Annotated in this window: 12 protein-coding genes; all 12 read left to right on the forward strand. The window is 53.3% G+C overall.

The features are described from left to right. The first annotated feature begins 83 nt into the window (after positions 1-83). The 12 genes from dprA (at position 84) to fliI (ending at position 13,300) form a co-directional block, all read left to right on the forward strand. Positions 84-1,202, forward strand: coding sequence for a DNA-processing protein DprA (gene dprA, locus ABIE48_RS08830; protein ID WP_354518715.1), 1,119 nt, complete (start codon positions 84-86; stop codon positions 1,200-1,202). A 53-nt stretch (positions 1,203-1,255) separates the two neighbouring features. Next, the gene (topA, locus tag ABIE48_RS08835) at positions 1,256-3,358 is read left to right on the forward strand and encodes a type I DNA topoisomerase (RefSeq protein WP_145134945.1); all 2,103 of its coding nucleotides are present in this window, start codon (positions 1,256-1,258) and stop codon (positions 3,356-3,358) included. 25 nt (positions 3,359-3,383) lie between these two features. Further along, positions 3,384-4,724, forward strand: a complete 1,341-nt coding sequence (gene trmFO / locus ABIE48_RS08840) for an FADH(2)-oxidizing methylenetetrahydrofolate--tRNA-(uracil(54)-C(5))-methyltransferase TrmFO (protein WP_145021938.1) — start codon at positions 3,384-3,386, stop codon at positions 4,722-4,724. An 18-nt stretch (positions 4,725-4,742) separates the two neighbouring features. After that, the gene (hslV, locus tag ABIE48_RS08845) at positions 4,743-5,285 is read left to right on the forward strand and encodes an ATP-dependent protease subunit HslV (RefSeq protein WP_145948937.1); all 543 of its coding nucleotides are present in this window, start codon (positions 4,743-4,745) and stop codon (positions 5,283-5,285) included. A 16-nt stretch (positions 5,286-5,301) separates the two neighbouring features. Then, positions 5,302-6,705 carry an ATP-dependent protease ATPase subunit HslU gene (hslU, locus tag ABIE48_RS08850; protein ID WP_076168169.1) on the forward strand — a complete coding sequence of 468 codons (1,404 nt, stop codon included), beginning with the start codon at positions 5,302-5,304 and terminating at the stop codon, positions 6,703-6,705. Positions 6,706-7,232: 527 nt separating this feature from the next. After that, positions 7,233-7,640 (forward strand): flagellar basal body rod protein FlgB, encoded by a 408-nt coding sequence (gene flgB / locus ABIE48_RS08855; protein ID WP_105443631.1) that lies wholly within the window; start codon positions 7,233-7,235, stop codon positions 7,638-7,640. Positions 7,641-7,652: 12 nt separating this feature from the next. Continuing rightward, positions 7,653-8,096: a flagellar basal body rod protein FlgC gene (gene flgC / locus ABIE48_RS08860; protein WP_234489631.1), complete on the forward strand. Its 444-nt coding sequence runs from the start codon at positions 7,653-7,655 to the stop codon at positions 8,094-8,096. Between the two features lie 41 nt (positions 8,097-8,137). Then, on the forward strand, positions 8,138-8,449 hold the full coding sequence (gene fliE, locus ABIE48_RS08865; RefSeq protein WP_076168164.1) for a flagellar hook-basal body complex protein FliE: 312 nt from the start codon (positions 8,138-8,140) through the stop codon (positions 8,447-8,449). Positions 8,450-8,547: 98 nt separating this feature from the next. Then, complete coding sequence (fliF, locus tag ABIE48_RS08870; protein WP_145021935.1) at positions 8,548-10,128, forward strand: flagellar basal-body MS-ring/collar protein FliF; 1,581 nt, start codon at positions 8,548-8,550, stop codon at positions 10,126-10,128. Between the two features lie 11 nt (positions 10,129-10,139). Then, on the forward strand, positions 10,140-11,156 hold the full coding sequence (gene fliG / locus ABIE48_RS08875; RefSeq protein ID WP_076168160.1) for a flagellar motor switch protein FliG: 1,017 nt from the start codon (positions 10,140-10,142) through the stop codon (positions 11,154-11,156). Continuing rightward, positions 11,149-11,994 (forward strand): FliH/SctL family protein, encoded by an 846-nt coding sequence (locus ABIE48_RS08880; protein ID WP_089546542.1) that lies wholly within the window; start codon positions 11,149-11,151, stop codon positions 11,992-11,994. Before fliG ends, ABIE48_RS08880 begins: the two co-directional genes overlap by 8 nt. After that, a complete protein-coding gene (gene fliI / locus ABIE48_RS08885) occupies positions 11,981-13,300 on the forward strand; it encodes a flagellar protein export ATPase FliI (protein WP_076168156.1) in 1,320 nt (439 codons plus the stop codon). The genes ABIE48_RS08880 and fliI overlap by 14 nt, the downstream gene beginning before the upstream one ends. Positions 13,301-13,307: the final 7 nt, after the last annotated feature.

The following is a 13,307-nucleotide window of genomic DNA, read 5'->3' on the forward strand; positions in this document are numbered from 1 at the left end:
TTCTCCATCCGGGGGATAAAGGGTTGCTTTTTTGTGTTTTCAACACCAAAAAACTGGAAAATATAAGGAAGGGCGGGATTGGCGTGAAGGTCGAACGGTGGCTGTTGATCGCACTGCACGAGACCGAGGGGGTCGGGAGGAAGAGTATTGCCAGGCTGCGCGGGCAGCGTATGTTCTCCGGAGACATGCTCCATTATAATAGTAGAGATTGGGAGGAAGCAGGTTTTCCCGAGGAAAAGGCGAAGCTTTTATCTGAACGAATCACAACCGATTTGATCGAAGAGCTGAAATCCCGTAAGCTTGAGGGAGGCGCCGGCATCCTGACTTTTTTGGATGAGGATTACCCTGCGTATTTAAAGGAGATTGCGGAGCCTCCATGGGTATTGTACTGCACTGGAAAACGGGGATTACTGCAAACGCCCGGCGTCGCCATGGTCGGGACAAGGGTACCGACGGCCTATGGCCGTAAGGTCGGCCAGGAGCTGGCGGAGGGCATCAGTGCGGCTGGATTCACGATCGTCAGCGGCATGGCCAGAGGCATCGACAGCGTGTGCCATGAAGCCGCTCTAGCGCGCGGCGGAAATACGATTGCGGTGATGGGGACCGGACATGGCGTGATCTATCCGCCGGAGAACAGAGGATTGTATGAGCGGATCGCCGAAGATGGACTCATTCTGACGGAGTATCCTTCCGGGACCAAATCGCATCCCGGCCTGTTTCCGCAGCGCAACCGTATCATCGCCGGTTTGACGCTTGGGACGCTGGTCGTCGAAGCGGACTCGCGCAGCGGTTCTTTGATTACCGCGGATTTGGCGCTCGAAGCCGGCAGGGATGTGTTCGCCGTACCTGGGCCGGTCACCTCGCCCAAGAGCCGCGGGGCGCTGAACTTGATTAAACAAGGGGCCAAAATGGTGCTGAATGCCGAAGACGTCATCGAAGAATATGATTCATGGTTGCCAAAAGGGTTTGAAGATACATACAATAGGGAGCGTCAGATGTTGGAGGACACGCGGCTGCCTGCAGATCATTTGACAATGGATGAGCTTGGGATATACCATATATTGGAACAAGGGCCGTCTACATTGGATGAGCTGCTGCAGCAGACCGGATGGGATTTTGGACATTTGCATTCAGTTCTGTTATCTTTAATCATAAAAAAGCAGATTACCCAATTATCTGGTGCTATATACAAGCTTATATAACAAGAGTCTATTGACTAACATTCACAGAATTGTTCGGAAAGGGGGATGAACCTATGGCTGACTCACTTGTCATCGTCGAATCGCCGGCCAAGGCGAAAACGATCGGCAAATATTTAGGCAGCAAGTATATCGTAAAAGCTTCGATGGGTCACGTGCGTGATCTCCCGAAGAGCCAAATCGGGGTTGAGGTCGAGAATGATTTTAATCCGAAATATATTACGATCCGCGGAAAGGGCTCCGTATTAAAGGAACTCAAGGACGCCAGCAAAAAAGTGAAAAAGGTTTATCTCGCAGCTGACCCCGATCGCGAGGGTGAAGCGATTGCCTGGCATCTTGCCCATGCCCTGGAGCTCGACGATACGGATAGCTGCCGAGTCGTGTTTAACGAAATTACGAAGCAAGCGGTCAAGGATGCATTTAAAACGCCGCGCAAAATCAATATGGACCTGGTCAACGCCCAGCAGGCCAGACGTATTCTGGACCGGCTCGTCGGTTACAAGATCAGTCCGCTTTTGTGGAAAAAGGTAAAGAAAGGTTTGTCCGCGGGCCGCGTTCAATCGGTTGCGGTCAAGATCATCATCGACCGGGAGAACGAAATCAACGCGTTTATTCCGGAGGAATACTGGTCCATTACGGCCCAGCTCGCCAAGGGAGATTCCGTTTTCGAAGCGAAATTCCAGCAGCTGAACGGCCAGAAAAAAGAATTGTCGCGCGAGGATGAAGTGAACGAAGTACTCGCTGCCATTAAGGGGGCCACCTTTAAAGTCAGCGAAGTAAAGGAAAAGGAACGCCAGCGGCATCCTTCGCCTCCGTTTACGACAAGCTCCCTGCAGCAGGAAGCTGCCCGGAAGCTTAATTTTCGTGCCGCCAAAACGATGTCTGTTGCCCAGCAGCTGTACGAAGGCGTAGAGCTCGGGAAAGAAGGGACCGTCGGCCTCATTACTTATATGCGTACGGATTCCACTCGGATTGCAGGATCGGCCCAGGAAGAAGCCAAGGAATTTATCAGTGGGAAATACGGGGATCCGTTTGTCCCTGAAACTCCGCGGGAGTATTCGAAAAAATCGGCGAACGCCCAGGATGCCCACGAAGCGATCCGCCCAACCTCGGTCATGCGCGATCCCGACTCCGTGAAGTCGTTCATGAGCCGTGACCAATACCGTCTTTACAAGCTGATTTGGGAACGTTTCGTTGCCAGCCAGATGGCTTCCGCCATACTGGATACGCTTTCCGTTGATATTGCGGCCGGGCCAGCCGTATTCCGTGCATCCGGTTCGAAAGTCCGCTTCCAGGGCTTTATGAAGGTATACGTAGAAGGCAACGACGACGGCACGACGGAAGAAGAGAAGTTTTTGCCTGCCTTGGCCGTAGGTGATAAGCTGAAGAAGGAAGATATCGAGCCGAAGCAGCACTTCACGCAGCCGCCTCCGCGCTACACCGAAGCCCGGTTGGTCCGGGCGATGGAGGAGCTCGGCATCGGACGGCCAAGTACGTATGCGCCGACGCTGGAGACGATCCAAAAGCGCGGTTACGTGGCGATCGAAGAGAAAAAGTTTGTTCCGACAGAACTGGGTGAATTGATCATCGAGCAAATGGAACAATTTTTCCCGGAAATTCTTGATGTGGAATTTACGGCCCACATGGAAGACGATCTCGACCATGTCGAGGAAGGCTCGGAGGATTGGGTCAAGGTGCTGGCCGAGTTCTATTCTTCCTTTGAAAAGCGCCTGGAAGTAGCCGAGGAAGAAATGAAGGAAATCGAAATCGAGGACGAGGTATCGGACGAGATTTGCGACAAATGCGGCCGACCGATGGTATACAAATTGGGGCGGTTTGGCAAGTTCCTCGCCTGCTCCGGATTTCCGGACTGCCGGAACACGAAGCCGATCGTCAAGGATATCGGCGTCACTTGTCCGAAATGCAAGGAAGGGCATGTGGTCGAGCGCCGCAGCAAGAAGGGGCGGATTTTCTACGGCTGCGACCGTTATCCGGAATGCGATTTCGTATCCTGGGATAAACCGTCGCCGAAGCCTTGCCCGAAATGCGGCTCTCTGATGGTTGAGAAGCGCAACAAGCAGGGAGCACGTCTCCAATGCACGGCATGCGACCATACCGAGCCCCTGGAAGAGAACGAAGACAACGAAGAAATGATGTAATTGTAAACAGCAGGGGGTAATGAATTTGACAGAAGTACAGCAGGTAACCGTCATCGGCGCGGGTCTGGCAGGCAGCGAGGCTGCCTGGCAGATCGCAAGCCGGGGGGTTCCCGTGAAATTATACGAAATGCGCCCGGTCGTGAAGACGCCCGCGCACCATACGGACAAGTTCGCCGAGCTCGTCTGCACCAATTCGCTGCGTGCCAACGGACTTAGTAACGCAGTCGGCGTCATCAAAGAAGAAATGCGGATGCTGGATTCACTGATCCTGAAGTCCGCCGATAAAAATGCGGTTCCTGCCGGAGGCGCTCTGGCGGTGGACCGCGACGGTTTTTCCGGGGACATTACGAGCACTCTCCATAACCATCCGCTGATTGAAGTCGTAAACGAAGAAATTCAGCATATACCAGAAGAAGGGATTGTCGTCATCGCCACAGGCCCGCTGACCTCGCCTGCGCTCTCCGCCGAGATCAAAGCACTCATGGGCGAAGAGTATTTCTACTTCTATGACGCTGCGGCTCCAATCGTAGAGAAAGACTCCATCGATATGAGCAAAGTATACCTGGCTTCCCGTTATGATAAAGGCGAAGCGGCTTACTTGAACTGTCCGATGACCGAAGAGGAATTCAACGCGTTTTATGACGCGCTGGTCAATGCGGAAGTCGCGCAGCTGAAAGAGTTTGAGAAGGAAGTATACTTCGAGGGCTGCATGCCGATCGAGGTCATGATGAAGCGCGGCAAGCAGACGGCGCTGTTCGGGCCGATGAAGCCGGTAGGGCTGGTCAACCCGCACACGGGTGAGCTGCCTTATGCGGTCGTGCAGCTGCGCCAAGATAATGCCGCCGGCACACTGTACAATCTGGTAGGCTTCCAAACCCACCTCAAATGGGGAGAGCAAAAGCGCGTATTCTCCATGATTCCGGGGCTGGAAAATGCGGAATATGTGCGCTACGGCGTCATGCACCGCAATACGTTCATCAACTCTCCGAAGCTGCTCCAACCGACCTATCAGCTGAAAACGAATGAGAACCTGTTTTTTGCCGGTCAAATGACAGGGGTAGAGGGATATGTGGAATCTGCCGCATCCGGGCTTATAGCGGGCATTAATGCAGCGAGAAAGGCGCTTGGACAGGACCTTGTCGTGTTCCCTGACACAAGCACACTCGGCAGCATGGCTCATTATATTACGACCGCGGATTCGGAGCACTTCCAGCCGATGAACGCCAACTTTGGCCTGCTGCCGAAATTGGAGAAGAAGATCCGCAACAAAAAGGAAAAGAACGAGGCGCTGGCCAATCGGGCTTTGGAGACGATTGCCGCGTTTATCAAGGAAGCCGGACTGGCAACCGAACATCAGGAAGTATAGATTAGGAGGTCTGTAGGTATGGATTTATCTTTTCATGCGACAACCATTTGTGCTGTACGCCATAACGGAAAAGCGGCGATCGCCGGTGACGGCCAGGTGACCTTCGGTGAAAATGTCATTATGAAGCAGACCGCCAAAAAGGTGCGCCGCCTATACAGAGGCCAGGTCGTTGCCGGCTTTGCAGGCTCCGTGGCGGACGCCATTACCCTTTTTGAAAAATTCGAAAGCAAACTGGAGGAGCATCACGGCAATCTGCAACGTGCCGCCGTGGAGCTCGCCAAGGACTGGCGCCAGGATCGCATTCTCCGCAAGCTTGAGGCACTCATGATCGTTATGGATAAAACCGGCATGCTGCTCATTTCCGGAGGCGGTGAAATCATCGAACCGGACGACGACGTGCTGGCGATTGGCTCGGGTGGCAATTTTGCGCTCTCCGCCGGACGGGCACTGAAGCGTCACGCCCAGGACTTGGAAGCGAAGGATATCGCGCGGGAAGCTTTGAAAATTGCTTCGGAAATTTGCGTATACACCAATGGAAATATCATTGTGGAAGAGCTGTAAGGGTGGAGGAATGCATATGGATAACCAAAGTTTGACGCCAAGACAAATCGTGGCCGAACTGGATAAATACATTGTAGGCCAGAAGCAGGCGAAGAAATCCGTCGCCGTCGCACTGCGCAACCGTTACCGCCGCAACCGGCTTCCCGAGGATGTTCGGGATGAGATTGTACCGAAGAACATCCTGATGATCGGTCCGACGGGTGTGGGCAAGACCGAAATCGCCAGACGTTTGGCGAAGCTGGTCAATGCGCCATTTGTGAAGATCGAAGCGACCAAATTTACGGAAGTGGGATATGTCGGCCGCGACGTGGAATCCATGGTCCGCGATTTGATCGAAACGTCCATCCGCATGGTCAAAGCGGAGCGTACGGAAAAAGTAAAAGACCGCGCCGAGGAGCTCGCCAACGAACGAATCGTGCAAATTCTCGTTCCGCCGGCTGGCAAAAACAAGGCGCAGCGTAACCCGTTTGAAATGCTGTTCGGCAATGGCAACCAGAACGCACAGGATACGGAAGAGGATAAGGAGCAGGACAGCACCGTGACCGAACGCCGGCGCCAGGTGAAGTTTAAGCTTCAGTCCGGCAGCCTGGAAGACGACATGATCGAAATCGACGTTGAGGACAACTCGCCTACGATGATGGATATGCTGGCCGGGCAGGGGAATGACCAGATGGGCATGAACATGCAGGAAATGTTCGGCAGCCTGCTGCCGCGCCGGACGAAGAAGCGGAAGCTGCCGATCCGGGAAGCGCGCAAGGTGCTGACGCAGGAGGAAGCGACCAAGCTGATCGACATGGACGACGTCATCGCCGAGTCGATTCTTCGTGCCGAGCAGTCGGGCATTATCTTTATCGACGAAATCGATAAAGTTGCCAGCCAGGGCAAAGGCTCTGGGCCTGACGTGTCCCGTGAAGGCGTCCAGAGGGATATTCTGCCGATCGTGGAAGGGTCGACGGTCATGACCAAATACGGCCCTGTGAAGACGGACTTTATTTTGTTTATTGCTGCAGGTGCATTCCATATCGCCAAACCGTCGGACCTCATTCCCGAGCTTCAAGGCCGGTTCCCGATCCGCGTGGAGCTGAGCAGCTTGTCTCTCGACGACTTTGTGTCGATTCTGACCGAGCCGAAGAACGCCTTGACCAAGCAGTATACCGAGCTGCTCAAAACCGAGGACATCGAGGTCGAATTCTCATCTGAAGCGATCCGGGAAATTGCCAAAATTGCCGCGACCGTCAACCAGAATACCGAGAACATCGGTGCTCGCAGGCTGCATACGATTCTGGAGAAGCTGCTCGAGGATTTGTCGTTTGAGGCGCCTGAATTGACCTTGGAGAATATGACCATCACGCCGGAATACGTGCGCGAAAAGCTGGGCGACATCGCCCAGGACCGTGATCTGAGCCAATATATATTGTAAACCGACAACCGTCACTGCGGGGACATGTCAGAAGGATGAAGATCCTTCGGGCATGTCTTTTTTTGTTGTGCTAAGGAAGGGACCGTTGGAAGGACAGTGCCGACATCGTAAGAACCTCTCTGGGAGGGTATAACTACTATCCTGCGCTCGTATGCAAGGGAGAGGTTATTTTACGACACTTTCGCAAATCTGAAATTCTAGGACTATTCAGGCTGAGTTTTTATCGAAATGTGACAACAGGCCTGTCCTATGTAAGCCCACAAACCCTTATCCTGCAAAGATTTAGCAAAATTTTCAGAGAAATTAAGAATAAAGACCTTCTTTCTGGTAAAAGATAGGGCTTTTTTCTTATTGTAATATGTCCCAATCTTTAAGAAACTTAGGATATACGACAATATAGTAATTTTTTCTACTTTAGACCTAGAATAAGCAATATTTCTAAGGACTTTTGTCGAAAAAAAGTGAAATTGGGAAGAAAGTTCCCCACGGACAAATAGTAAAGTTATGGAAAATAAGGGGGATACGGAATGGATTTGCTGAACAGCGTCAGCTTTCAACGTTTGGAAGGCGGACTTCAGGCGGCAAACGCGCGCCAGAGAGTCATTGCGAACAACATTGCCAATGTCGACACGCCTTATTTCAAACGGTCCGAAGTGTCATTTGAAAGCCTGCTCCAGCAGGAAATTAATGGATCTGCACCTCAGCTTCGCGGCAGGGTCACCGATCCCCGGCACTTCGTCATTGGTCCTACGAATTCGGTCCCGGATCCAGTTGTAACGGAGGACCAATCGACAGCGATGAACAACAATATGAACAATGTGGATATTGACCGGGAGATGTCCGCACTGGCTGACAACCAGCTTCAGTACAACGCCTACATCCAGCAGATGAACGACCAGATCAAAATGATGCGGACAGCCATTGAAGGGAGATAATCGCGGGTGAACATGAACAGCAGCTTTGGGATCAGCGCTTCGGCGCTGACGGCACAGCGTTTGCGGATGGACGTCATTTCGTCCAACATTGCGAATGCAGAAACGACGAGAGCGTCGGTAGTTGACGGCAAAGCGGTGCCGTACCGCCGCAAAATGGTTGTGCTTTCGCCGAATGAATCGGATTTCTCCAGCATGCTGGAAGCACAAATGAACGGACAAAGCGCGGGGAAAGGTGTGAAAGTGGCTGCAATCCAGGAGGATCAGACGCCGCTGAAGCCGGTATACAATCCGACTCATCCGGATGCAGATGCGCAAGGGTATGTCTACATGCCTAACGTGGATATCGCCAAAGAAATGATCGATATGATTTCGGCCACGAGATCTTACGAAGCGAACGTCACAGCACTGAATTCCTCAAAAGCGATGATCACGAAGGCCTTGGAAATAGGCCGATAAGCCTAGTCTGAATAAATAAATGCAGGTAAGGAGGGACATTGATGATTCAAAACTCGATGTTTTCGACACAAAGCATCCAACCGCTCGACATGAAGCAAAGCGCATCAAGCGCAAGCAAGACGCCAGCCCAATCCCTTAGCGATTTCGGATCTTATCTGGAAAATGCGCTGAACCAGGTGGCCGGGCAAGAGAAAGCCGCCGAAGAAATGAGCAATCAGTTCATGCTCGGACAAGTTGATGTGGACCAGGTGATGGTTTCTTCGCAAAAAGCGCTTCTCAGCCTGGAGCTGACGACACAGATTCGGAACAAAGCGATCGAAGCGTACCAGGAGATCATGCGGACGCAAATTTAAAGGCTGCAGACAAAAGAGTGAACGAAGGATTTGGCGGATCGCCTGAACCTATTCATTCATAGATTTATGCTAAGTTTTCGGGTGGGGTGGGTGACGTTGTGAACGAAAGAATCGTCCAGTATAAGGACAAGGTCGTTCAGTACTGGAATCAATTCAGCAAAAAACAGAAAATTTTATTCATTTCTACGATCGCTTTTATTATCATCGCCATTGTCGTGCTGACCATGCAGTTTTCCAAAACGGAGTATGAAGTGGCCTTCAAGGACTTGAATGCCAGCGACTCCGCAGGCATTATGAACTACCTCGATACGAACAACATCCCGTATAAATTGAGTCCTAACGGAACATCCATTTCGGTACCGAGTACGGAGGCGGCCCGCATCAAGGTTGATGTCGGCTCACAGGGACTCATTCAGAACGGATCCATCGGTTTCAAAACATTCGATCAATCATCATCGATCGGCACAACCGACAGCGAGTTTAACGTCAAGTACAACAACGCATTGAACGGAGAAGTCGAGCAGCTGCTCACGAGCATGAACGGCATTAATAAGGCTAAAGTCCTAGTAAACCTGCCGAAGGAAAGTGTGTTTGCAAGCGAAGAAGATCAGGAGAAAGCAAGCGCCTCAGTCGTGCTTAGCTTTAAGCCGGGTTATCATCCAAGCCAGCAAACGATCGACGGGTACTTCAACTTGGTCAAGACCGCCGTACCGAATCTGCCGGTAGAGAATATTACCATCACCGAATCAGAGGGCAATACGGAGCTGCTGTCGTCGGCCCAAGGCGGTTCGGGAACGCTGTCCTCGTCCGTCGAAGAAAATTTTGCGCTTCAGAAAAAGTTCGAAAGCGAAGTTCGCCAGAACGTCAAAGAATTTCTGAGCCAGTTCATGGGACCGAATAAAGTCGATGTCCTCGTCGTCTCCAAGCTGAATTTCGATAAAGTTCAGAGCAAGGAAAACATGGTGACACCGGTAGATACGGAGAACATGAAAGGCATTGAAATCAGCGTTCAGGAAATTTCGAAGAATTATACGGGTAAGAGCAATCCGGATAGCGGAGTGGCGGGCACGGGCCAAACCCAGGTGCCGGGGTATCCAAGTAACTCGTCCACAGGTGACGTAACTTCCGAGGATTTGTCCAAGACGATTAATTACGAGGTTAACCATATTACCAAAGACATCGTTGCCAGTCCGTATACCGTAAAAGATTTAACCATAAACGTAGCAGTTGAACCACCAACGGGACAAACCAGTGTAGATCAACAAACCAGAGATGCCATTCAGAATATCTTGGTAAATATCGTAAGGGCATCGCTTGCCGATTCCGGTATTACATATACAGACGCTGATTTGGCTAAAAAAGTTTCGGTCTATTCGCAACCTTTCAGTGGTAATGTTACCCAGCCGAGCGGAATCAAGCTTTCCCAAGGCATGCTGTGGGGAATCGGCCTTGCCGCGCTTGCGCTGCTTGCGGGTGGAGGTTACCTGATTTACCGCCGCCGCAAGAACAAAGAGGAAATCGAAGAAGATCTTCCGCTGCCGCCTGCGGCAGAGTTTCCTTCCATTAATCTGGAGAGCGTGACGAACGAAAGTCAGGTGCGCAAACAGCTGGAGACGCTGGCGAAGAGAAAGCCGGATGAATTCGTCAACCTGCTGCGCACATGGCTCGCGGATGAATAGGGGGTGGATTTATGGCAAAAGCAAACAGCCAGGCACTGAGCGGGCGCCAAAAAGCGGCCATCCTGCTCATTACGCTGGGACCGGAAGTGTCCGCACAAATTTTCAAGCACTTGCGTGACGACGAGATCGAGCAGCTGACGCTGGAAATCGCCAATGTGCGCAAAGTGGACAGTGTGGAAAAGGACCTGATTATGTCCGAGTTTCATCAAATCTGTCTGGCCCAGGAATATATTTCGCAGGGCGGCATCAACTACGCCAAGGAAATTCTTGAAAAGGCGCTCGGCTCGCAAAAAGCACTGGAGGTCATCAACCGTCTGACGGCGACGCTGCAGGTGCGCCCGTTCGATTTTGCCCGCAAAGCGGATCCGAACCAGATTTTGAACTTTATACAGAACGAAAATGCCCAGACGATCGCCCTGGTGCTGTCCTATCTGCAATTTGAGCAGGCGGCGGCGATTCTGTCCTCCCTGCCGCAGGAAAAGCAGGCGGATGTGGCAAGAAGAATCGCGGTTATGGACAGCACGTCACCTGAAGTTATCGCCCAGGTAGAGCGCGTGCTGGAGCAGAAACTGTCGGCGACCGTGACACAGGATTACACGAATGCCGGCGGCATCGAATCGATCGTCCAGATTTTGAACGGGGTCGACCGTGGAACCGAACGAACGATCCTCGATTCGCTCGAAATTCAGGATCCGGAGCTGGCCGAAGAAATCAAGAAGAGAATGTTCGTATTCGAGGATATCGTCAACGTCGACAACCGTTCCATTCAGCGGATCATCCGCGACATCGAGAACGCCGACCTTCAGCTTGCCCTCAAGGTGGCGAGCGAAGAGGTGCGGGACGTCATTTTCCGCAACATGTCCAAGCGGATGGCCGAAACCTTCAAGGAAGAGATGGAATATATGGGGCCAGTGCGGCTGCGTGACGTCGAAGAAGCTCAGACCCGCATCGTAGGCACCATCCGCAGACTGGAAGAAGCTGGGGAGATTATCATCGCCCGCGGCGGAGGAGATGACATCATTGTCTAATTTGATTAAGTCTTCGCAGTACGTACCGGTGGAAGCCCTCAAGCGGCTGGATCTTGCAAGGCACTATGCGCTTCCGGAGCAGGATGAGGTAAACAACGAGGTAAAGATTGAAGAGATCCGGGCCCAGGCGGATGAAGAGAGTAAACGTCTCAGCCAGGAAATGCTGCAGGATGCCAAGGAGTTCGCGGAGCGTCACATCCGTGAGGCGTCTGAAGAGGCGCAGCGGATACTGGCCGAGAACGAGGAGAAGATCAATGCCTGGTGGCAGGAACGCAGGGAGCAGGACGAGCACCTGATCGAGGCCGTGAAGTCGGAAGGCTACGCGGAAGGATACCGGGAAGGCGCTGAGAAAGCGGAGGCGGATCTTGCGGCCAAGCTTCAGGAAATGATGGCCGAAGCCCAGTCGGTTTTGCGGCATGCCTATATGATCAAGGAGCAGATCATTCAGGAAGCCGAGCCCTTTCTCGTAGATCTGAGCTGTGCCATCGCCGAGAAGGTGATCGACAAGCAGCTGACCGTGGACCGGGATTATGCGATCGATCTCATTCGGAAGAACTTGTCCCGCAAACGGGAGCAGGGCGTAATTACGCTTTGCGTGGCGCCGGAGCATTTCGCTTTTGTGCAGGCGGCCCGGGAAGAGCTCAGCGTGGCGATCGATTCGCAAGCGGAGCTGCAAATCCTGCCGGATGCTACGGTCCATGATCACGGCTGCGTTATCCGCTCCTCGTTCGGCAGCGTCGACGCCCGCGTGGAAACACAGCTGACCGAAATCAAAAAAGAGCTGATACGTATCGCTCTGGACGAAGGGGAACGGAGAGACCAAGATGAAGGTGCTTGACAGCGGACGGTATATGGAGCATTTGCGGAACATTGATCCGGTCCGGATCAATGGGAAAGTCACCCAGGTCATCGGACTGATGGTCGAGTCGGAAGGCCCGGACGCCAGCGTCGGAGACGTCTGCTACATTTATCCGAGCAAAGGCGCCAAGCCGCTGCAGGCGGAGGTTGTCGGTTTCCGCGACAACAAGGTTCTGCTCATGCCGCTCGGCGAGCTGCAGTCGATCGGACCGGGGTGCGATGTGGTCGGCACGGGCAAGCCGCTAAGCGTTCAGGTAGGCTCCGAGCTGCTTGGCAAGGTGCTGGACGGTTTGGGGCAGCCGCTCGACGGCTCACTGATTCCGACCCGAATGCCGCACAGCTCGACGTATAACACGCCGCCCAACCCGCTGAACCGGCCCCGGGTGCTGGAACCGATCAGCATTGGCGTACGGGCGATCGACGGCCTGCTGACCATCGGCAAAGGGCAGCGGGTCGGGATTTTCGCCGGATCCGGCGTCGGGAAAAGTACGCTGATGGGCATGATCGCGCGCAACACCGCGGCGGATGTCAACGTGATCGCGCTCATCGGCGAGCGGGGACGGGAAGTGCTCGATTTTATCGAGCGCGACCTAGGCCCTGAAGGACTGCAGCGCTCGGTGGTCATCGTGGCCACCTCCGACCAGCCTGCGCTGATCCGGATCAAGGGAGCGCTGATCGCGACGACCATCGCCGAGTATTTCCGGGACCGGGGCATGAACGTCATGCTGATGATGGATTCCGTGACGCGGTATGCGATGGCGCAGCGGGAAGTGGGGCTGGCGATCGGCGAACCGCCGGCGATGCGCGGTTATACGCCGTCGGTGTTCGCGAGCCTGCCGAAGCTGCTCGAACGGGCGGGGACAGGGCCGCAAGGTTCCATTACCGCCTTTTACACCGTGCTCGTCGACGGCGACGACATGAATGAGCCGATCGCGGATGCGGTGCGGGGAATCCTGGACGGGCACATCGTGCTGAACCGGGGCATCGCGAACAAGGGCCATTTTCCCGCGATCGACGTGCTTGCCAGCATCAGCCGGGTGATGAAGGATATTGCGCCGCGCGAGCAGACGGACGCTGCGGATAATTTGAAGCGGCTGATGGCTGTCTATAAAGAGTCCGAGGATCTGATCAACATCGGCGCTTACCAAAAAGGCTCGAACGAGCAAATCGATGAAGCCATCGATTCCATCCAGGCCATCTGGGATTTTACCAAGCAGCGCGTAGACGAAAAAGTGACGCTGGAGCAGGTTCAAGAACGTTTGATTTCCGAATTTTCAAGGAGATGACCTTAAG

It is taken from the genome of Paenibacillus sp. OAE614, assembly GCF_040546645.1.
In the GTDB taxonomy this organism is placed as follows: Bacteria; Bacillota; Bacilli; order Paenibacillales; family Paenibacillaceae; genus Paenibacillus_AQ; species Paenibacillus_AQ favisporus.